Annotated in this window: 20 protein-coding genes; 15 read left to right on the top strand and 5 right to left on the bottom strand. The window is 65.6% G+C overall.

All coding sequences use genetic code 11. The features are described from left to right. Window positions 1-71 precede the first annotated feature (71 nt). On the top strand, window positions 72-533 hold the full coding sequence (locus DW352_RS06130; protein ID WP_115689491.1) for a DoxX family protein: 462 nt from the start codon (window positions 72-74) through the stop codon (window positions 531-533). 44 nt (window positions 534-577) lie between these two features. Next, a complete protein-coding gene (locus DW352_RS06125; RefSeq protein WP_115689489.1) occupies window positions 578-1,150 on the top strand; it encodes a hypothetical protein in 573 nt (190 codons plus the stop codon). 18 nt (window positions 1,151-1,168) lie between these two features. Here DW352_RS06125 and DW352_RS27285 read toward each other — a convergent pair whose 3' ends face one another. Together DW352_RS27285 and bla are read right to left on the bottom strand one after the other, a co-directional pair. Further along, entirely contained in the window at window positions 1,169-1,708 is a 540-nt protein-coding gene (locus tag DW352_RS27285) for an HdeA/HdeB family chaperone (RefSeq protein WP_245434337.1), read from the bottom strand. A gap of 69 nt (window positions 1,709-1,777) precedes the next feature. Further along, window positions 1,778-2,668, bottom strand: a complete 891-nt coding sequence (gene bla, locus DW352_RS06115; protein ID WP_115689487.1) for a class A beta-lactamase — start codon at window positions 2,666-2,668, stop codon at window positions 1,778-1,780. Window positions 2,669-3,362: 694 nt separating this feature from the next. Here bla and DW352_RS06110 point away from each other — a divergent pair. The 11 genes from DW352_RS06110 (at window position 3,363) to surE (ending at window position 14,561) form a co-directional block, all read left to right on the top strand. Next, a complete protein-coding gene (locus DW352_RS06110; RefSeq protein ID WP_115694262.1) occupies window positions 3,363-5,138 on the top strand; it encodes an arginine--tRNA ligase in 1,776 nt (591 codons plus the stop codon). 181 nt (window positions 5,139-5,319) lie between these two features. Next, window positions 5,320-6,675, top strand: a complete 1,356-nt coding sequence (locus DW352_RS06105; protein ID WP_162826813.1) for an SPOR domain-containing protein — start codon at window positions 5,320-5,322, stop codon at window positions 6,673-6,675. 47 nt (window positions 6,676-6,722) lie between these two features. Next, on the top strand, window positions 6,723-7,754 hold the full coding sequence (gene nagZ / locus DW352_RS06100) for a beta-N-acetylhexosaminidase (protein ID WP_115689483.1): 1,032 nt from the start codon (window positions 6,723-6,725) through the stop codon (window positions 7,752-7,754). Beyond that, the gene (locus DW352_RS06095; protein ID WP_115689481.1) at window positions 7,751-8,557 is read left to right on the top strand and encodes a segregation and condensation protein A; all 807 of its coding nucleotides are present in this window, start codon (window positions 7,751-7,753) and stop codon (window positions 8,555-8,557) included. Before nagZ ends, DW352_RS06095 begins: the two co-directional genes overlap by 4 nt. Window positions 8,558-8,661: 104 nt before the next feature. Continuing rightward, window positions 8,662-9,576, top strand: a complete 915-nt coding sequence (gene scpB / locus DW352_RS06090) for an SMC-Scp complex subunit ScpB (protein WP_245434455.1) — start codon at window positions 8,662-8,664, stop codon at window positions 9,574-9,576. Between the two features lie 183 nt (window positions 9,577-9,759). Beyond that, window positions 9,760-9,993 (top strand): twin-arginine translocase TatA/TatE family subunit, encoded by a 234-nt coding sequence (locus DW352_RS06085; protein ID WP_115689477.1) that lies wholly within the window; start codon window positions 9,760-9,762, stop codon window positions 9,991-9,993. A 78-nt stretch (window positions 9,994-10,071) separates the two neighbouring features. Further along, window positions 10,072-10,554, top strand: coding sequence for a Sec-independent protein translocase protein TatB (gene tatB / locus DW352_RS06080; RefSeq protein WP_115689475.1), 483 nt, complete (start codon window positions 10,072-10,074; stop codon window positions 10,552-10,554). After that, window positions 10,551-11,357, top strand: coding sequence for a twin-arginine translocase subunit TatC (gene tatC / locus DW352_RS06075; protein ID WP_115689473.1), 807 nt, complete (start codon window positions 10,551-10,553; stop codon window positions 11,355-11,357). The genes tatB and tatC overlap by 4 nt, the downstream gene beginning before the upstream one ends. Before the next feature lie 177 nt (window positions 11,358-11,534). After that, window positions 11,535-12,143 (top strand): DUF2336 domain-containing protein, encoded by a 609-nt coding sequence (locus tag DW352_RS06070; protein ID WP_115689471.1) that lies wholly within the window; start codon window positions 11,535-11,537, stop codon window positions 12,141-12,143. 149 nt (window positions 12,144-12,292) lie between these two features. After that, window positions 12,293-13,642, top strand: a complete 1,350-nt coding sequence (gene serS / locus DW352_RS06065; RefSeq protein WP_115689469.1) for a serine--tRNA ligase — start codon at window positions 12,293-12,295, stop codon at window positions 13,640-13,642. A 157-nt stretch (window positions 13,643-13,799) separates the two neighbouring features. After that, a complete protein-coding gene (gene surE / locus DW352_RS06060; protein WP_115689467.1) occupies window positions 13,800-14,561 on the top strand; it encodes a 5'/3'-nucleotidase SurE in 762 nt (253 codons plus the stop codon). A gap of 211 nt (window positions 14,562-14,772) precedes the next feature. Here surE and DW352_RS06055 read toward each other — a convergent pair whose 3' ends face one another. Beyond that, window positions 14,773-15,141, bottom strand: a complete 369-nt coding sequence (locus DW352_RS06055; RefSeq protein WP_115689465.1) for a response regulator — start codon at window positions 15,139-15,141, stop codon at window positions 14,773-14,775. 113 nt (window positions 15,142-15,254) lie between these two features. Between DW352_RS06055 and DW352_RS06050 the strand changes: the two genes are divergently transcribed. Then, on the top strand, window positions 15,255-15,917 hold the full coding sequence (locus DW352_RS06050; RefSeq protein WP_210209987.1) for a protein-L-isoaspartate(D-aspartate) O-methyltransferase: 663 nt from the start codon (window positions 15,255-15,257) through the stop codon (window positions 15,915-15,917). Window positions 15,918-16,031: 114 nt separating this feature from the next. After that, window positions 16,032-17,486, top strand: coding sequence for a LysM peptidoglycan-binding domain-containing M23 family metallopeptidase (locus tag DW352_RS06045; protein ID WP_115689461.1), 1,455 nt, complete (start codon window positions 16,032-16,034; stop codon window positions 17,484-17,486). Between the two features lie 67 nt (window positions 17,487-17,553). On the opposite strand, the gene DW352_RS06040 is transcribed toward DW352_RS06045, so the two are convergent. After that, on the bottom strand, window positions 17,554-18,420 hold the full coding sequence (locus DW352_RS06040) for a Bug family tripartite tricarboxylate transporter substrate binding protein (RefSeq protein WP_162826812.1): 867 nt from the start codon (window positions 18,418-18,420) through the stop codon (window positions 17,554-17,556). Window positions 18,421-18,658: 238 nt separating this feature from the next. Continuing rightward, entirely contained in the window at window positions 18,659-19,603 is a 945-nt protein-coding gene (locus DW352_RS06035; protein WP_115689457.1) for a dihydrodipicolinate synthase family protein, read from the bottom strand. Window positions 19,604-19,747: the final 144 nt, after the last annotated feature.

The raw sequence follows: 19,747 nt of genomic DNA, 5'->3' as shown, positions 1-19,747 counted from the left end.
GGCGGCATCATTTAGGACTGAGCCGCCGCGTTCGTCGGCAAGGCCGGCAAAACATCACAAGGAACTCGTACATGGCGCTTCGTTCGGATTCGCATCCCGCTCTTTCGGCATTGGACGGCGTCGCCGCCAATACATCGGATGCGTTGCTTCTGATCGGCCGCATCATGCTCGGACTCATCTTCGTGCGCAGCGGCTTCGGCAAGATGCTCGACATTGGCGCGTTTGCCGCCGGCTTGCCGGCGCGCGGCGTGCCGATGTTCTTTGGCTACATCGCCGCCCCTGTGGAATTCTTCGGCGGCCTTGCGCTTATTCTCGGCTTCGCGACCCGTTATTTTGCCGTGCTGCTTTTCGTCTTCACCGTGGTCGCGACTTTGACCTCGCACCGCTATTGGGAGTTCACCGACGCCGCGATGCGTCGCATACAGGACGGCAATTTCTACAAGAATGTCTCGATCCTCGGCGGCTTCGTCCTGCTGTTCGTGGCGGGTGGTGGACGGTTCGGGCTCGACGGCTGGTTGCGGCCGCGCGCCTGACGACGCGTCTACGACGGCGCGTGTTCCTGCGCTAAGGTCCGGCCATGTCCGGCCAAGACCTCACCTGGATCGAGATGGCGGCGGAGACCACCGCCGCGGTCGAGAATCTGACGGCGAACGACGAAGTCTTCGCGCTGCTCGCCGGCGCGGTCTACGTGCTGCATCAGGATACGCTGCGCGCCTGCGCCGTCGACATGGCGCGGGCGGACGACACGGCGCAGGCCGCCGCCATCGACGCCGCGCAGCCGACACCGCTCGGCGATTTCAACGCGCGTGTCGCCACGACGATGAGTGCCCTGCAAGCGATCGAACGCGCGAACCGTGGCGTGCTGACACAGGCCGCGCTGCCCGGCGCCGATGCGACCACCGCTCACATCCATCGCTCGCTGGCTCATTTGCGGCTGACGGCCGCCCGTCTATGGCTGCTGACGCTGCAAGCGCGGGCAGGGGACGAAGGCGGTGCCGGCTTGCGCGTGGGTGTCGCCGGACTTTGGACCAGGCTCGAAACGGTACCGCGCGAGCGCTTGGCCGAAGGTGCGCGCGTCTTCGTCGGGACGTACTACACCAATATTCGCAGCGAGCCGCTCGATCTTGCCGCCTGGCCGCTGAACCCTTAGTCGCGTCGACGCGATAGATCAGCGCGGCGCTTTCTTCAGCACGTCCTCGATCGCCATGGCGACGGTGCGATCTTGGTTGGCCTTGCAATAAACGATCAGCTTCGGAATGGCCGCCTTCGTCGCGGCGATATTGAGAGCAGCCTTCTTCGCCTGGCCATTGTACCAGCCGACGTACCAGGTGCCGAGAAACGCGGCGTCTTCCTGCGAGGCATCGGCCAGTTGTCCGCAGGTCAGGGTCTGCGCGTCGATGTCGCCTTTGGCGTCGGCGTACTTCGCGACGTCAATCGCGGTTTGCGCGGCGGGTACGAGGTTCGCCGGGCATTGCTGTTCAAGCTCGGAGACGACGTTCATGCCCATGATGCTCATGTTGGGCGTGAAGGTCGCTCCCTGATTGACGCTGTAACTGGTGCCCGGGCCGGGCAGGCGGACATTCCGCGCCGCGGTCCAAGAGCCGTCTGCGTTCTTAATGAAGGCATCGCAGGGGAAATTGCTCTGAGCTTGCGCCACGGCGCAAAGCGCGACGACAAGCACGGCGGCGGTCAACAAACGGCGGAGCATGGCGGTTGTCCCGGACGGAGATCGATCTCCGCTCGGGTGACCTGCAAGCCGCGTGCCGGATAGCGGCGTTCAGAAGCTCTCGACGATAAGCCGGCCGATCTCGGCGTGCACCGCCTCGCGATCCTTCAGCGGCGCCTTGCTGCTCGTGTAGTAGATCGCGGCGAGCAGCGGCGCGCGCTGCGGCGGCCGCAATATGGCGATGGTATTGGTGCTGCCGTTCGGGCCGGTCCCGGTCTTGTCGCCGACGCGCCACGTCGCCGGCACGCCCGCGCGCAGCCGCTCGCGTCCGGTTTGAGCCGCCACCATCCAATCCTCGAGCCGCTGCCGCGACACCGGCGATAGGGCGTCGCCGACCAGGATCGCCTGGAGATCGCCGACCATGGCGCGCGGCGAGGTGGTGTCACGCGGATCGCCGGCCGGCACCGTGTTCAACGCCGGCTCCATGCGGTCGAGACGCGTGAGCATGTCGCCGAGCGAATGCGCATAGGCCGTCACAGCCTGCGGTCCGCCGAGATGGTTGAGAAGAAGATTGGCGGCCGTGTTGTCGCTCCAGACCACTGCGGCGGCGCACAAAGCGGCAACGCTCAAGCGGCCGCTGGCGACATGCTGTTTGGCGACGGGCGCATAGTCGAGAAGATCCTTGTCGCCGTAATCGATCTCGTGGTCGAGACGCGTCTTGCCGTCATCGACGCGCTTGAGCACCGCGGCCGCCAGAAGAAACTTGAAAGTGCTGCACATCGGGAAACGTTCGTCGGCGCGATGGGCAAGCTGCGCCTGGCTGCCGGTGTCGCGCACGAACACACCGAGCCGGCCGCCATGTTGGTGCTCGAGGGCGCGGAGCTTGGTCTCGGCCGGCGTCGACGTCCCGGTCGGTGTCACGGCGAACGCCGATGCCGAGATGAACGGCATTGAGACGGCGGCGCCAAGCAGCGCGTGACGGCGGGTGATGGGGCGAGACATGCGAATCCTCCGGCGGGGCGGGGGCGTGCATCCCAGCCGAATGCGGCAACAATCGGTAAGGGAGGGCGCATTGTGCACCGTCGGCGACGGCCTGGCGGCGGTCATACCTTTGACTCAGCACCCGGAATCCATTACCGGCAGCGCCAAGATGGCAGCCAGAGCGAAGCGCAAAAAGGCGAAGACCGCGTCGGCCAAGACGCGGACGAAAGCGGCTGCGCGCAAGGCGAAGGCCAAGCGCCCGGCAAACAAGCGCACGGCAAAGAAGACTGCGAGCAAGCGGGCGAAGACCAAGGCCTCCGCCAAGCGGGCGCCTCAGCGCAAGTCCGCCCGCAGGGCCACGCCGGCGCGCGGCAAGGCCAAGACTGGCAAGAAGCCCGTGAAGAAGCCTGCGACGAAGTCGGCCGCCAAGGCTACGCCAGCATCCGCCGCAAAAGCGCCGCCTAAGTCTGACCTGTCCAAGTCTAAGCTGACGGCGCAATCGAAGTCTCAGCCCAAAGTTTTGCCGAAGGCGCAGGCCAAATCCGGCCCGAGCAAATCCCGCCTCGCGAAGACCGCGCCCAAATCCGGGCCGTCGGCTGCTGCGAAAACAGCGGCCAAGCCTTCAACGCCATTACCCGCCGCTCCACAACAGGCCTCGTCCGTGACCTCCGTGCCATCTTCGGCTGCCGCTCCGCGGCTTCATCTCTTCGCGGACATGCTGGGGCGTGTGCGCGCCGCGGTCGCGCCGCTGGCGCCCGGCGCCGATCTTACCCGCGTGGTGGTCGAGCCGCCGAAGGATGCCAGTCACGGCGATATGGCGACCAACGCCGCCATGGTGCTCGCCAAGGATGCGCGCAAGAATCCGCGTGAACTGGCCGAGGCCATTGCGACCGCCTTGCGGTCCGATGCGCTGGTCGAGAAGGTCGACGTCGCCGGCCCGGGCTTCATCAACCTGACGCTCAAGCCGCATGTGTGGGGCGAGGCGCTGCACCAGGCCCTGGCGGCCGGCAACGACTTCGGCCGCAGCGAACTCGGCGGCGGCGTTCCGGTCAACGTCGAATACGTGTCGGCCAATCCGACGGGACCGCTGCATGTCGGTCATTGCCGCGGCGCCGTGTTCGGCGATGCGCTGGCGAGCCTCTTGGCCTTCGCCGGCTTCAAGGTGACGCGCGAGTATTACATCAACGATGCCGGCGCGCAGGTCGACGTGCTCGCGCGCTCGGCCTATCTGCGCTACCTCGAAGCGCTCGGCGAAACCATCACCATTCCGGATGGCCTTTATCCCGGCGATTACCTGAAGGAATGCGGCCAGGAGCTCGCCCGCGATTACGCGCAGGAGCTCAAGCAGATGCCGGAAGCCGAGTGGCTGCCGATCGTGCGCCGCCGCGCCACCGATATGATGATGGCCGAGATCCGCAACGACCTGATGCGGCTCGCCATCGTGCCCGACGTGTTCTTCTCGGAGCGCTCGCTCATCGAAGGCGAGGAGCCCGATCCGTTCGCGCCAGCGGCCGAGCATCACGTGGTCGTCGACCGCGTGGCCGAGACGATCGACTCGCTGCGGGCGCAGGGACACGTCTATGAAGGACGACTGCCGCCGCCCAAGAGCGGCGCGGTGGAAGATTGGGAAGACCGCGAGCAAACGCTGTTCCGCTCGACCGCCTTCGGCGACGACGTCGACCGGCCGCTGAAGAAGTCGGACGGCAGCTACACCTATTTCGCCACCGACATTGCCTATCACAAGACCAAGCTCGACCGCGGCTTCTCGCATCTCATCGACGTGTGGGGCGCGGACCACGGCGGCTACGTCAAGCGCATGCAGGCGGCGGTCAAGGCGCTGGGCGGCGCCAAGGCCGATCTCGATGTCAAGCTGGTGCAACTCGTGAAGCTCTTGCGCGCGGGCGAGCCGGTGAAGATGTCCAAGCGCGCCGGCGACTTCATCACCTTGCGTGAGGTGGTGGACGAGGTCGGGCGCTCGGCCGTGCGCTTCGACATGCTCTTCCGCAAGAACGACGCGCCGCTCGATTTCGACCTCGCCAAGGTCATCGAGCATTCACGCGACAACCCGGTATTTTACGTCCAGTACGGTCACGCCCGCGGCGAGTCCATCTTCCGCAACGCCCGCGCCGAGCTGGCGGACCTGCCGGCGGACCGCGCGGCGCGGGTTGCGTGGCTGCAGGATGCGGACCTCTCGCAGCTCGACGACGCGGGGGAACAAGCCATTTTACGCCGTATCGCCGTGTACCCGCGGCTCATCGAGGCGGCGGCCCTGGCCCACGAACCGCACCGGGTTGCATTCTACCTCTATGAATTAGCGAGCGAATTTCACGCGCATTGGACACGCGGAAAAGACTTGCCTCATTTACGCTTCATTATCCAGAATGATCCACAAAAGACCAAGGCGAGGCTCGCTTTGGTTCAGGGGATCGTCACCGTACTCGCCTCGGGCCTCGCGCTGCTCGGGGTCGAAGCGCCGGAAGAAATGCGTTAGGCCTCGCCTGCTAGGCCGAGCATGATGATGCGGCCATACGCGAGCGGACGAGAATACGCGCAAACAATCTACCGGGGACAGAATGGCGGACGATTATAGTCAGCGACCCTACCGCTCTAGCGAATCCATTGCCCGCGCCGGCCAGGCGAAGGCGCCCAGTGCCGCGTCTGGCACGGATCCGTTGGCGGAACTTGCAAGGCTGATCGGGCAAAGCGATCCGTTCGGCGAATTTGGTCGCGAGAATGCGCGCCGGGCTGCCGAGCAGCAGCATGCTCAGCTGCAACAGGCGGAGCCGGCACCGGTTTATGCGCAGGCTCCCCTAGTCGCGCCCGCGGCGCCGGTCGAGGACTACGCGGCGCACGAGCATCAAGCCTATCAGGATTACGCGGCGCAGCCGCAGCAGGGTTATGACCCGCAGCAGCACGGCTATGACCCGCAGGAATACGGGCACGTCGCGCAAGGTTACGGCCAGCCTGAGTACGATCCCGCCGCCTATGCCGATCGTAACGCGGAAGGCTTCCAGCAGGGCGCGGTGCCGGCCTATCTGACGCACGGTCAGTACGATCCGAACAATCCGCCCTACGGTGCCGAGGAGCAGGACTTCTACGACGACGAGCCGCCAGCCAAGCGGCGGATGAGCATCATGGTCGTCGCCGGCGTCTTCGCATTGGCCGTCGTCGGCGCCGCCGGCGCTTTTGGCTATCGCGCGGTGTTCGGCTCGTCCGGCATCAGCGGCCCGCCGCCGGTGATCAAGGCGGAAGCGTCGCCGAGCAAAGTCGTGCCGGCATCGGCGTCCAAGGACGCGCAGTCGAACAAGATCATCACGGACCGCGTCGGCTCGCAGGGCGAGAAGCTCGTCTCCCGCGAGGAGAAGCCGGTCGACAACGTTCCGCTCGCGCTCGACAGCGCGACGGGGTCGGCCAGCACCGAGCCGAAGAAGGTTCGCACCATCGCCATCACGCCGGACTCGCAGGGCAACCCGGTCGTCGCCGATGCCGTGCCGCTGTCGGCATCCGCCGCGCCTCTTGCGCTCGTGCCTGAGCAGCCGATGCGGCAGGTGCAGACGCAGCGCGTGACGACCACGGCGCCGGCCCCCGCCGCGGCGGCCGAGCCCACGCCGTATCCGGCGGCGCCGTCGCGTCCCGCGCCGCCGCAGCAGGCCGCTGCACCGGCTCCGGCACCGAGCAATGCGCCGCTCTCGCTGAATCCGAACGCCGCGCCGCCGGCCCGGACGCAGCAGCCGGCCCGCACGGCCTCTTTGACCCCCAGCCGGGCGGCGCCGAGCGGTACCGCCTACGGTGTTCAGGTCACCTCGCAACGGAGCGAGGCGGAAGCCGAGGCTGCGTTCCGCGCCCTGGTTGGCAAGTATGGGGCGCAACTCGGCGGTAAACCGCACTTCATCCACAGGGTCGATCTCGGCGCCAAAGGCACCTATTACCGTGCCCTGGTCGGTCCTTTTGCCAGCGGAAACGAGGCGACCGAGGTGTGTTCCAGCCTGAAAGCCGCCGGCGGGCAGTGCATCATCCAAAGGAATTAGGGGCCCGCAGGGTTGCCCCGGTCTTCGGCGCGGGCTAATTCGCGTCGATGACGGCGCGCGCATTCATCACCGGTCTGGCCGGTCTCACGATTTCCGCCAATGAGCGCGCCTTTCTTCGCGAGGCGGCTCCTTGGGGGCTGATCGTCTTTAAGCGCAACATCAGCACGCCTGAGCAACTAATTGATCTTACGAGTGCTTTCCGCGACGTGGTCGGATGGGAAGCGCCGGTTCTGGTCGATCAGGAGGGCGGCCGGGTGCAGCGGCTTGGCCCGCCGCACTGGCCGGCCTATCCGCCCGGCGCGCGCTACGGCGAACTCTATGACCGCGATCCGGCCTCTGGCCTCGCCGCCGCCAAATTGGCAGGGCATCTGATCGCGGCCGACCTGCGGGCGGTGGGAATCGACGTCGACTGCCTGCCGATCGCGGACGTTCCCGTGTCCGGCGGCGACCCGGTCATCGGCGACCGGGCCTATGGCACCGAGCCGGGCAAGGTCGCCTCGATCGCCGCGGCGGTGGCGCAGGGCCTGATGGCCGGCGGCGTCCTGCCGGTGCTCAAGCATCTGCCCGGACATGGCCGCGCGACGGCCGACAGCCACCACAAGCTGCCGGTGGTGGATACCGACCGTGGAACTCTGGAAGCGACGGATTTCGCGGCCTTCCGGCCCCTGGCGGGATTGCCGCTCGGTATGACCGCACATGTTGTGTTTAGCGCGATCGACCCCATCGATCCGGCCACAACTTCGGTCACAATGGTGCAACAAGTGATTCGCGGCTTCATCGGGTTCCGGGGCCTGCTGATGAGTGACGATGTGTCGATGAACGCCCTGTCGGGCAGCATTGCGGAGCGCAGCAGCGCCTCGCTTGCGGCCGGCTGCGACATCGTCCTGCACTGCAACGGCAAGCTCGACGAGATGATGCAGGTCGCATCGGTCGCGCCTTTGCTGTCGGGCGATGCGGCGCGGCGCGCCGACGCGGCGCTCATGGCGCGCAGCGCGCCGGAAGAGTTCGACATTGCCGCCGCGCGCAAGATCTTCAACGAGATGATCGGCGGCAACGCCCAGGAACGGATGACCTCATGAGTGCCGCCGAGTTTCCCGCCCTCGAGACCGATCGCAGCGACGCCGAACCGGCGATGATCGTCGACGTCGAAGGCTATGAAGGGCCGCTCGATCTGCTCCTGGTGCTCGCGCGTCAGCAGAAGGTCGATCTTGCCAAGATCTCGATCCTGGCGCTCGCGGACCAGTATCTCGGTTTCGTCGAAGCGGCGCGTAAGCTGCGGCTCGAACTGGCCGCCGACTATCTCGTGATGGCGGCGTGGCTCGCTTATCTGAAATCGCGTCTGCTGTTGCCGGAAGCGGCGCCGGGCGAGGGGCCGAGCGCCGAGGACATGGCGCTGGCTTTGGCCAACCGGTTGCGCCGCCTCGAAGCGATCCGCGAAGCCGCCAACAAGCTGATGGAGCGGCCGCAGCTCGGCCGCGATGTCTATCCGCGCGGCGCGCCGGAGCCGATCGCCGAAGTGAAGCAGCCGGAATGGACGGCGACGCTCTACGATCTGCTGTCGGCTTACGCCGTGCAGCGCCAGCGCACCGCGCTGTCGCGCGTGCGTTTCAAGAAGCGCAATGTGTGGTCGCTCGCCGAAGCGCGCGCGACGCTCGAGCGGATGATCGGCACGTCGACCGACTGGTCGCGCATCGATCAGTTCCTCATCAGTTACGTGGTGGAGCCGACGCAGGCGGCGACGGTGTTTGCCTCGTCTTTCGCATCCGCGCTGGAGTTGGTGCGCGAAGGCGTCGCCGAGATCCACCAGAAGGACTCGTTCTCGCCAATCTTTATGCGCAAGCGAGTTGCTGTGAACGGCGGCCCCATCGCGCGTGACGCGTAAAGCCGGCGCCGTTACAAAAGAAGACGTACAAGGAGACGTTGTCGATGCCGAGTGCAGCTCCAAAGCTCGAGGTCGTTCACGCTGATGAGCCGGCGGCGCAGCCTATGGCCGAGCAACCGACCGAGCCGCAGGCGCGTCCCGAAGCGCTCCGTCTTCTGGAGGCGCTGCTGTTTGCCGCCGCCGAGCCACTCGACGAAGCGACGCTCGCCAAGCAGTTGCCGAACGACGTGAACGTCAAGGAGATGCTCGCGCTTCTCGAGACGGAATACGCGACGCGTGGCGTCAATCTCGTGCGCATCGGCCGCAAGTGGATGTTCCGCACGGCTTCCGATCTCTCGTGGCTGCTGACCAAGCACACGGTGGAGAGCCGCAAGCTGTCGCGCGCGGCGATCGAGACCTTGGCGATCATCGCCTATCACCAGCCCGTGACGCGCGCCGAGATCGAAGAGATCCGCGGCGTGCAGACGGCCGGCGGCACGCTCGACGTGCTGCTCAAGACCGGCTGGATCCGCCCGCGCGGGCGCCGCAAGGTGCCGGGCCGGCCGATCACCTACGGCACCACGGACGAGTTCCTGACGCATTTCGGTCTGGAGGAGGTCAGCGACCTGCCGGGCCTCGAGGAACTCAAGGGCGCGGGCCTGCTCGAAGGCGGCCTGCCGACGGGCTTCGCGGTGCCGGTCCCGTCCGACGATTCGACGCTGCGAGACGACGAGGACCCGCTCGAGCCGGGCGATCTCGACCTGGCGCTGGCGCCGGCGGTCGAGAACGCGGAAGGCGAGGCTGGCGCGGAGGCGGAGACCGCCGCCGACGATACTGCCGAGGCCGAAGCGGTGCTCGAGGTGGACGCCGAAGCGGTGCTCGAAGTCGAGGCCGAAGCGGTTCTTGAGGTCGAGGACGAAGCGGTCCTCGAGGTAGAGGACGAGGCAGCCGACGAGGCCTCCCAAGCGGTGTCCGACGAAGCATCTTCGGACGACGAAGCCGCCGACGAGGCGCCAAGCGAAGACGAGGGCGGGAAGTAACGCGTCCTGGTCCGGCTTTGGACGCGTTCAGCGCCGAAATCACGGTAAATTCCACCAGTTAGGACGATCCGGGCGACAATCCGTCATCCGGAAGTCCTTGTTTTTGCCGTGTCCGGGGCCTAGTTTCTAAAGCGAAAAACAGGCGGGGCGCGCTTCATGAAGCGTCTTGCGGAGGGTTAGCCGATGGGTTCGCTGAGTATCTGGCACTGGATGATCGTCATCGTGGTCGTGCTCCTGCTGTTCGGCCGGGGCAAGATTTCCGATCTGATGGGCGACGTTGCCGGTGGCATCAAAGCCTTCAAGAAGGGCATGGCCGAAGACGACACGCCGAAGGCCGAGCCGCCGAAGAGCATCGAGACTGCGGGTGCCCCGCCGAAGACCGAAACCGAGCGCCGCGCCGAAGGTGTGCGCTCCTAAAGCGAGAGCGGTTCGCGGGGGCGCGTTAGGGCCGACGCCGCGGCGTTATGTGTGCCGCGGGGGAAGTTGAGCTAATCCATGTTCGATATCGGGTGGGGCGAGCTCGTCGTCATCGGCGTCGTTGCGCTAGTCGCGATCGGCCCGAAGGAGCTGCCGGGCGTGCTCCGTTCGCTCGGCCAGTGGATGGGCAAAATCCGCCGCATGTCGGCGGAATTCCAGAGCCAGTTCCAGGAAGCTCTGCGCGAAGCCGAGGTCGCCGACCTGCGCAAGGAAGCCGAGGACATCAAGAGCTCGGTCTCGAGCTTCGCGCATTACGATCCGCTCGCCGATACATCGCCCCCTTCGACGCACACCGAAACGCCTTCCGAAGCCACACCACCCGAAGCCACGCCGCCGGAAGCAACGCCGACGACCGGGCCGGAGAGCGCGTTGCCGGCACCGGCCGAGCAGCATGTCGACGTGCCGCTGCCTGATCCTCCGGCGCCCGTGACGAGCGCCGATTTCTCGCCCGAAGCCGCGACCGAGCCGCCACCGGCCAAGAGCGCGGGAGGCGGGGTATGACGCACGAGGACATCGAGGCGACCAAAGCGCCGTTGATGGAGCACCTGATCGAGCTGCGCTCGCGGCTCATCAAGGCGCTGCTCGGATTCGGCGTCGCCTTCGCGATCTGCTTCGTCTTCGCCAAGGACATCTACAACATCCTCGTCTGGCCTTTCGTCTGGATCGCCGGTCCGGAGAACTCCAAGTTCATCTACACCGCGCTGCTCGAATATTTCGTCACGCAGCTCAAGCTGGCAATGTTCGGCGCGGCCTTCCTGTCGTTCCCGATCGTGGCGAGCCAGATCTACATGTTCGTCGCGCCCGGTCTTTACCGGCATGAGCGGCGCGCTTTCCTGCCGTACTTGATCGCGACGCCGTTCTTCTTCGCGCTCGGCGCGGCGGTCGTCTATTTCCTCGTGCTGCCGATGCTGGTGCGTTTCTCGCTCGGCATGCAGCAGGCGGGCACCGCGACGGAGGCCTCCATCGCGCTGATGCCGAAGGTCGGCGAGTATCTCTCGCTGATGATGTCGCTGGTGCTGGCCTTCGGCGTGGCCTTCCAGCTGCCGGTGATCCTCACGCTGCTCGGCCGCATCGGCATCATCACGTCCGATCAGCTCAAGAGCAAACGGCGCTATTTCATCGTCGGCGCCTTCGTGCTCGCCGCGGTGCTGACGCCGCCCGATGTGATCAGCCAGATGTCGCTCGCCGTGCCGCTGCTGCTGCTCTACGAGGGCTCGATCTGGTCGGTGCGCATGGTCGAACGCAAGGCGCGGGCCGAGGCGGCGGCGAAAGCCGCAAGCGCGGCGGAAACGCCGGCGAACTGAGCGGTTGCGGCGTTCGCAACTGGCTCAAGATTGACAATCTACATTATCGATTTGTTGACGCTGTTAACGGCGCGCTCGCCGTTTAATTTTTCGTTGGGGGATTGGCCTGTATGCATATGTCTGGGACGTCCGCGGACCCGGTGAGATTTTGGTGCGCGGCTAAGTAGGAAGTGTGCGATGACCGGGGAAGCCGAAGTACTGCTTTCCGAACTCAACGGCGTGCTGCGCACCGTGTCGCGGACTCGTCATATCGAGATGCTGCGCCAGGTCGCCAACCTGTTCCTGTCGAACGCGCCGATCTACACGGCCGAGCAGCGTGAAGTGTTCGACGTCGTGATCAAGCGGCTCGCGCAGAACGTTTCCTCACGCGACCTCATCGATCTCAGCGGCCGCCTCGCCGCCATGGATGCGGCGCCGGCCGACACCGTCGCCCAGCTTTCGGCGAGCGACGATATCGCGGTCTCCGGGCCGATCCTCGAAAAGTCGAATGTCCTCACCGACAACGATCTCATCGGCATCGCCAAGACCAAGAGCCAGAACCACCTGATGGCGATTGCCAACCGCCGCCACATCAACGCGATCGTCACCGACGTGCTGGTCGATCGCGGCGACAGTGCCGTGAAGCAGAAGGTGCTGACCAACGAGGGGGCCGAGATTTCCGAGTTCGGCTTTGCCTGCCTCGTGAGCGCCGCCAGCAAGGACAGGAAGCTGGCCGAGATCGTTGCCAAGCGGGACGATGTGCCCGCCGAGCTGCAGTCCTTCCTGAGCGTCGCCCTGGCGTCCTGAGCCCGAATTCGAGCGTCCGGCACGGCGCCCCAGGCCGGGCTTGACTCCGTCATGCCCGGCTTTATGCCGGGCATCCACCCTTGGATATTTCCAAGCAGAAATGACGTGGGTGGCCGGGACTAGCCCGGCCATGACAATGGGCGCCTGCCATGTACGACATCAAATCGATCCGTGAGAACCCCGAGGCTTTCGACCGGGGCATGGCGCGCCGGCCCAACCTGAAGCCTGACGAGAAGGAGCGTTTCTCGTCGAAATTCCTCCTGGCGCTGGACGAGAAGCGCCGCGCCGCGATCACCGCCTTCGAGCAGGCGCAGGCGCGCCGCAACGCCGCCTCCAAGGAAGTCGGCGAGGCGAAGAAAGCCAAGGACGAGGCGCGCGCTGCCGCGCTGATGGCCGAGGTCGCCGAGCTCAAGACGACGATGCCGGCGCTCGAGGACGAGGCGAAGAAGCTGGCGGCCGAAGTCGACGCGGTGCTGGCGTGGATTCCCAATACGCCGCTCGACGAGGTGCCGGAGGGTGCCGACGAGCACGGCAATGTCGAATACCGGCGCCATGGCGAGAAGCGCGATTATGCCTTCGCGCCGAAGCAGCATTTCGAGCTGGGCGAGGCGCTCGGTCAGATGGACTTCGAGCGCGCCGCCAAATTGTCCGGCGCGCGTTTCGTCGTGCTGCAGAAGAGCGTGGCGCGGCTCGAGCGCGCACTCGGGCAATTCTTCCTCGACACGCATACGCAGGAGCACGGCTACACCGAAGTCAATCCGCCGTTGCTGGTGCGCGATGAGGTGATGTTCGGCACCGCGCAATTGCCGAAATTTGAGGACGATCAGTTTTGGGCGGTGAGCGGCGAAGTATTCGCGAACAACGCCGCAGCAAGCGACATGAAGGGCAATCGGTGGGGCATGATTCCCACCGCCGAAGTGCCGCTGACCAATCTCGTGCGCGAGTCGATCCTCAGCGAAGACGAACTGCCGCTGCGGCTCACCGCGCTGACGCCGTGCTTCCGCGCCGAGGCGGGCGCGGCCGGGCGCGACACGCGCGGCATGATCCGCCAGCACCAATTCACCAAGGTGGAACTGGTCTCGATCACCGCGCCGGAGAAGTCCAGGGAAGAGCACGAGCGCATGCTCGCTTGCGCCGAAGCGGTGCTGAAGAAGCTCGACCTGCATTACCGTGTCGTCACGCTGTGCACCGGCGACATGGGCTTTGCCTCGCAGAAGACCTACGACATCGAGGTGTGGCTGCCGGGGCAGGGCATGTTCCGCGAGATTTCCTCGTGCTCGGTGTGCGGCGACTTCCAGGCGCGGCGCATGAACGCGCGCTATCGGGCCAAGGACAACAAGCCGACCTTCGTGCACACGCTCAACGGTTCCGGCGTCGCCGTCGGCCGCGCGCTGATCGCGGTGATGGAAAATTATCAACAGGAAGACGGCTCGATTGTCGTGCCGGATGCACTCAAGCCCTATATGGGCGGCCTGACGAAGATCGAGAAAGTGAAGTGATCAAATCTCTCTCCGTCATCCTGAGGTGCCCGCCGCAGGCGGGCCTCGAAGGATGAACGGCCGGGACCTTGAAAGAATTGGCCGTCGCCCTTCGAGGCGCGCTTCGCGCGCACCTCAGGGTGACGGATCGACGAAACGGCAAGTGGTAAGGAAATAGATGCGCATTCTTGTCACCAACGACGACGGCATTCACGCGCCGGGCCTTGCCGCCTGCGAGGAGATCGCGCGCGCGCTCTCCGACGACGTATGGGTCGTTGCGCCCGAGACCGATCAATCGGGCGTCTCGCATTCGCTGTCGCTCAACGATCCGTTGCGCTTGCGCGAGGCGAGCGAGCGTCACTTCGCCGTGCGCGGCACGCCGACCGACTGCGTCATCATGGGCGTGCGCCACATCATGCCGGAGAAGCCGGATCTCGTGCTCTCGGGCGTGAACCGCGGCCGCAACGCGGCCGAGGACGTGACCTATTCGGGCACGGTCGCCGGCGCGATGGAGGGCACCGTGCTCGGCATTCCCTCGTTCGCGCTATCGCAGGCTTACTCGTTCGCGACCAAACGCATGCCGCCTTGGGAATGCGCGATCAAGCACGCGCCCGGCGTCATCCGCCGCGTGCTCGAAACCGGCATGCCGAAGGACGTGCTCGTGAATGTGAACTTCCCCGATTGCGCGCCGGAGGAGGTCGCCGGCATCGCCGTCGCCGTGCAGGGCAAGCGCGATCAGGAGCTGCTGCGCATCGACGCCCGCCAGGACGGGCGCGGCAATCCCTATTACTGGATCGCGTTCGGCCGCGGCGGCGTTTCCGGCGCGACACCCGGCAGCGATCTCGCGGCCTTGAGCGAGAACCGAATCTCGGTGACGCCGCTGCGGCTCGATCTCACCGACGAGCCGTTCATGACCAAGCTCGCGGCTGTGTTCAGCTGAGTGTCGTCACTGGCGACGATGTATTGACCCGGTCCCGTCATACTGAGGTGCGAGCCGCGTGGGCGGCGAGCCTCGAAGGATGAATGGCCGCGGCACATCGGCTGCCAATCTCGGGCGAGCCTGAGATCGGTGGCCGTCGCCTTTCGAGGCGCGCCTTCGGCGCGCACCTCAGGGTGACGGGTTTGATGCCGTGCGAGTGAGTGGCTTACGTCTAAGCCGCCGTTGCGAGCATGTTGGCCAGCGTCTCCTTCAGACGCTCGGCCTGGAACGGCTTCTGCAGCGCCGGACGCGCGCGGTAATGCGCGGGCAGGGAGCCTTCGCCGTAACCGGTGACGAAGACGAACGGCAGGCCGCGTTCGGCGAGGATGTCGGCGACCGGGAATATCTCTTGTCCATCGAGATTGACGTCGAGGATGGCCGCTTGGAAGTTGCCGGTGGAGGCGTGCTCGCGCGCTTCCTTAATGGTGCCGACAGCCGCGGTTACGCTGTAGCCGAGATCGGTCAGCATATCCTCCAGCAACATCCTGATGAGGTACTCGTCCTCGACTACCAGTAAGTTTGCCATCGAGGCTTCGGTCATCGCGCGCTCCCCGCATGCCGCATTTAAGTCTGACATAGGTCATTCGGTTCCAACCGAATTTATCCTAGCCTGTGTGCAACGTGATAAAAATAGCCGTGAAGAGGGGCCACACTTTGTCGGACGGACCGCGAAATCGCCAGGACGTCGGCCGCATGGAATTCCTGTTGACCTTGCGCCGGCGGGGAATCAGCGATGCGGCCGTGTTGCGGGCCATGGACGAAGTGCCGCGGGAGCGTTTCGTCGACGCGGACATGGTCGGAAATGCCTATGTCGATCAGGCCCTCCCGATCGCCTGCGGGCAGACCATCAGCCAGCCTTATGTGGTCGCCTACATGACCGAGCAGCTCGGCCTGCGGCCGCAGGACCGGGTGCTCGAGGTCGGGACGGGCTCGGGTTACCAGGCGGCGGTGCTATCGCGGCTGGCGCAGCAGGTGGTGAGCATCGAGCGCTACCGCACGCTCGCCGACAAGGCGAAAGAGCGCCTCGCGGCCCTTGGTTACGACAATGTCGACGTGATCGTCGGCGACGGCCTGGAAGGTGCGCCTGATCGCGCCCCCTTCGACCGTATTATCGTCACGGCGGCCGGCAGCACAGTGCCTCAGGCTTTGGTCGATCAGCTGACCGAGGGCGGCGTCATGGTGTTACCGCTCGGGTCTCCCAACGGGCCGCAGCAAATCGTGCGGCTGACCAAAGGCGAGGGTGGAACTCTCGAACGCCACGACCTGATTGCCGTGCGTTTTGTGCCGCTTTTGCCCGGCAAAGCGCGGGAACTGTGACGTATTTGTCGTTCCGCCCGTCGGCTATCTAACAATTTGGTAGCGTTAAAGGCTTTTTTACGCGCGGCTGTTTAATTCGAACTCTACCGTTAATGCGTATGAGTGAGTAACCACATGCCGCGCCCCACCGTGCCTTATCGGTCGCATGTCTGGCCGCGTGTCGCAGTCCTTGTGGCGGCCGGTATCGGTCTCGCCGGTTGTGCGGACTCCGCGCGTTTTGACTCCAATCCCTACGCCTCGAATCGGCAGGCGCCATCACGGTCGGAGACGACCGGTTCGATCGGCGGCAACCGGCCCATGTATCGGCCGGCCGTCGAATCGCAGCCTTTGCCGGCGCCGAGCCGCCCGGCGACGGTCGCCGCGAGCCCGAGCTACTCGTCCGGCGGCGGCTACGCCTCGGGCAGCAGCTACGGCTCCGGTGGCGGTTATGCCTCCGGCAGCGCCGGTCTCGGCACCTACCGGCCGAGTGCACCGGTCGCGAGCGACGTCACGGGCTCCGTGCAGGCGCCGCCGCCAGCGCCGCCGCCGCCGGCCGGTCATTGGACCTGGGACGGCGGACGGCCGGTCACGGTCGGCCGCGGCGAGACGGTCGAGACCATCGCCCGCCGGTATGGCGTGCCGGCCTCGGCCATCATGCAGACCAACAACGTTTCGAGCCCGACGGCCGTGCGCCCGGGCCAGCGTCTCGTGATTCCGCGTTATGTGAACGGCGCCACGGCGCAGGCGCCGTCCGCGCCCGTCCAATCACATGTTGCGGCCGTTCAGCCCGCTCCGGCGCCGGCCCCCGTCGCGCCGCGCGTCGCCGCCGGCGATCAGGTTCATGTCGTGCAGCCGGGTGAGAGCCTCATCGGCTTGTCGCGCCGCTACAACGTGCCGCTGTCGACGTTGGCGAAGGCCAATCACGTGCCGGTCTATCACAAGGTGGCCATGGGCGACCGCGTGACCATTCCGGGCGCCGCGCGCACCCAGGCCGCAATGCAGCGGCCCGCGCCGGTGCAACAACCGGCCACGCAGGTGGCGTCCGCGACGCCCGCTTGGCCGCAGCCGGCGCAACCGGCCGCACAGCCGCCGCGCGTTGCCGCGCCGGCCGTCGCCAAGGTCCAGACCGTGCCCGTGGAAACGGCGCGCATTGCCACCGAAGCGCCGGCGGCTGAAAGCGTTGTGAAGCAGGCGGAAGCGACGGGCGCGATGCCATCGTTCCGCTGGCCGGTGAAGGGCCGCATCATTGCCGGCTTCGGTCAGAGTGCCAATGGCGGCACCAATGACGGCATCAATCTCGCCGTGCCGGAAGGCACGCCGGTGAAGGCCGCCGAGGATGGCGTGGTCGCTTATGCCGGCAACGAGCTCAAGGGCTATGGCAATCTCGTGCTCGTGCGTCACTCGAACGGCTTTGTGTCCGCGTATGCCAATGCGAGCCAGCTGCTCGTGAAGCGCGGCGACAGCGTCAAGCGTGGGCAGACGATCGCCCATGCCGGCCAGACCGGCAACGTGACCTCGCCGCAGTTGCATTTCGAGATCCGCAAGGGCTCGACCCCGGTCGACCCGACGAAATATCTCGGCAACATCTAAAACGCGCGCCGCTGACGCGATTGATTACGGCCTGGCCTTGTTGCCAGGCCGTAATGCTTTTGGGCGTTCAGATCGCTTGGAAGTTCGCCGCCTTGAGCAAATCGGCATTGCGATCGCGATAACTTCGCGCGAACGCTTCGAACTGCGGCGGCGTTTCGGTCACGGCGGCGACGCCGATCTTGGTGAGCTTGCCTTCGCCGTCGAGCGTGCGAACGGCTTCGTTGATCGCCCCGTTTAGGTCCGCGGTTAAGTCAGCGGGCAATTTCTTCGGCCCCCACACGCCGTACCAGGACGAGTGATCCATTCCATTGAGGCCGCTCTCGGCCATGGTCGGGATTTCCGGCGCCAGTGCCGTCCGCTTCGCTGTCGTGACGGCGAGGCCTTTGACCTGCTTGGCTCTGGCCAGAGGCAACAAGGCAAGAACCGGATCGATCAGCAGTTGGATGTGGCCGCCGGCGACGTCATTCAACGCCGGTGCCGTGCCGCGATAGGGGTTGATCAGCAGATTGAGACCTGCAAGCCGGTTGAAATCGAGCTCGGCCAGATGGCCGGGCGCGCCGAGCGCGGAGGTGCCAAAGGTCCATTTGTCCTGGCCCTTGCGTGCTTCCGCGATCAACTCCGCGATCGTATTTGCCGCGATCTTCGGCGATGCCACCAGCAGCATCGGTGCTTCGCCAACGCGAGCGATGGAGGTGAAGTCGGCGATCGGATCGTATGGCGCGCTCTTCATGACCTGCTGCGCCATGACATGCGTTCCGGCCGAGAACAGCAGCGTCGTGCCGTCGGGCTCGGCGTTGAGTGTCTGATGTGCGCCAATGGAGCCGTTTGCGCCGGGCCTGTTCTCGACGACCACCGTAAGCCCGTTTTTCTGTCGCAGTTCTTCGGCCAGCAGACGTGCGAAGACATCGACACCGCCGCCGGCTGCGAACGGCACGATGAGGCGAATGGGGCGATCGGGAAGTTTTCGTGGTTGTGCGAAGCTCGGGGCCGTCACGAGTGCGGCGGAAGCCGCTGCAATGGACGACAGTAAGAATCGACGGCGCGCAATCGGCGAGCCCATCGCGCGTGCGAACGAACGATCTGCATTGCGTGCAGGCATCATCTTCCTCCCATGACTTTATTGTTGCTTCGGCGGAGCGGATTTTCCGCTCCGCCGTTTTGTCGCGATAGCTTTAGGCGGCGCGCGCCGCCGACCGGCCGACAAGACCGGCCGATCGGAGCGCATCGGCGATTTCGACCTCCGCGCCGGGCGGGAGCGGCAGCAGCGGCGAGCGAACGGTCGCGTGCTCGAGGATGCCGCGCGCAACGAGTCCGTGCTTCAGCGCCACGGTACCTTCCATGTGCGAGCCGCGATGGTAGACGGTGCGTGTCACCGGCAGCAGCTTGTCATGGATGGCGCGGGCTTTCGCATAGTCCTTGGCCTTTCCGGCGGCGATCATCTCGATGAGCGGCTCCGGGGTCAGACTGCCGTAGCCGACCAGCGCACCGTCAACGTCGAACATCGTGTGCAGCAGATATTCGTCGTGGCAGGTGAGAAGCTGGAGATTCGGTCGCTCGCGACGGACCACCGGGATTTCAGTGTCCCAACGGCGCATATTACGCACGCCGTTCTTCATCGCGAACACGCCGGGCTGGGCGGCAATATCGAGCTGGGTTTCGAGATTATAGGTCGCCTTGGTGGCGTCGGGGTATTGGAAGAGAATGAGCGGCAGACCGCTCTCTTGATAGATGGCGCGATAGCGATCTTGCGGCGCGCCCTTCTGATAGCCGAAGCGCAACCAGCCGTGCGACGGATAAACGAGGCCTGCCTCGGCGCCGGCCTTGACCGCGCGCTTTGCTTCGAGCGCCGCGACCTTCGTGCCTTCGAGCGTGATACCGGCGATGACCGGGATCTTGCCGTCGACCGATTTGACGAAGCTCTCAATAACCGCGCACTGCTCGTCTGGGCTCATGAACGTGCCTTCGCCGGCGTGCCCGAGCACGACCAGGCCTTTGACGCCCTCGAAGCTGCCGAGCCAGGAGCCTAGCCGCTGGATGGCGGCGTGGTCGACGTCGCCGTCGCGGGTGAAGGGGGTGACGGGGGCGGGGACGAGGCCTCTGAGATCCAGCGCTTCCATGTGGGTTTCCTCCGTTGGAATGGTCTTTGCGGATCGTCCGCGTGGACGGCCGGATGGCGGTCCGCGGATCGGTCGCCAAAACCCTAGGCCGAAGCCAACTCATATCTGAAGACTCAGAGCGGATATTTCAGCTATACTTAATAT

It is taken from the genome of Pseudolabrys taiwanensis, assembly GCF_003367395.1.
GTDB classification, from domain to species: Bacteria; Pseudomonadota; Alphaproteobacteria; order Rhizobiales; family Xanthobacteraceae; genus Pseudolabrys; species Pseudolabrys taiwanensis.
Note: the sequence above shows the minus strand (reverse complement) of the source record. Positions and strands in the feature narration are given on the sequence as shown.

Bases quoted from the DNA above. Each gene is read 5' to 3' on its own strand.
- serS (WP_115689469.1), top strand. From the start codon at position 12,293: ATGTACGACATCAAATCGATCCGTGAGAACCCCGAGGCTTTCGACCGG.
- DW352_RS27285 (WP_245434337.1), bottom strand. From the start codon at position 1,708: ATGCTCCGCCGTTTGTTGACCGCCGCCGTGCTTGTCGTCGCGCTTTGC.
- scpB (WP_245434455.1), top strand. From the start codon at position 8,662: ATGGCCGAGCAACCGACCGAGCCGCAGGCGCGTCCCGAAGCGCTCCGT.
- bla (WP_115689487.1), bottom strand. From the start codon at position 2,668: ATGTCTCGCCCCATCACCCGCCGTCACGCGCTGCTTGGCGCCGCCGTC.
- DW352_RS06095 (WP_115689481.1), top strand. From the start codon at position 7,751: ATGAGTGCCGCCGAGTTTCCCGCCCTCGAGACCGATCGCAGCGACGCC.
- DW352_RS06055 (WP_115689465.1), bottom strand. From the start codon at position 15,141: ATGACCGAAGCCTCGATGGCAAACTTACTGGTAGTCGAGGACGAGTAC.
- tatB (WP_115689475.1), top strand. From the start codon at position 10,072: ATGTTCGATATCGGGTGGGGCGAGCTCGTCGTCATCGGCGTCGTTGCG.
- DW352_RS06110 (WP_115694262.1), top strand. From the start codon at position 3,363: ATGCTGGGGCGTGTGCGCGCCGCGGTCGCGCCGCTGGCGCCCGGCGCC.
- surE (WP_115689467.1), top strand. From the start codon at position 13,800: ATGCGCATTCTTGTCACCAACGACGACGGCATTCACGCGCCGGGCCTT.
- DW352_RS06125 (WP_115689489.1), top strand. From the start codon at position 578: ATGTCCGGCCAAGACCTCACCTGGATCGAGATGGCGGCGGAGACCACC.
- DW352_RS06070 (WP_115689471.1), top strand. From the start codon at position 11,535: ATGACCGGGGAAGCCGAAGTACTGCTTTCCGAACTCAACGGCGTGCTG.
- DW352_RS06045 (WP_115689461.1), top strand. From the start codon at position 16,032: ATGCCGCGCCCCACCGTGCCTTATCGGTCGCATGTCTGGCCGCGTGTC.
- DW352_RS06035 (WP_115689457.1), bottom strand. From the start codon at position 19,603: ATGGAAGCGCTGGATCTCAGAGGCCTCGTCCCCGCCCCCGTCACCCCC.
- DW352_RS06085 (WP_115689477.1), top strand. From the start codon at position 9,760: ATGGGTTCGCTGAGTATCTGGCACTGGATGATCGTCATCGTGGTCGTG.
- DW352_RS06130 (WP_115689491.1), top strand. From the start codon at position 72: ATGGCGCTTCGTTCGGATTCGCATCCCGCTCTTTCGGCATTGGACGGC.
- nagZ (WP_115689483.1), top strand. From the start codon at position 6,723: ATGACGGCGCGCGCATTCATCACCGGTCTGGCCGGTCTCACGATTTCC.
- tatC (WP_115689473.1), top strand. From the start codon at position 10,551: ATGACGCACGAGGACATCGAGGCGACCAAAGCGCCGTTGATGGAGCAC.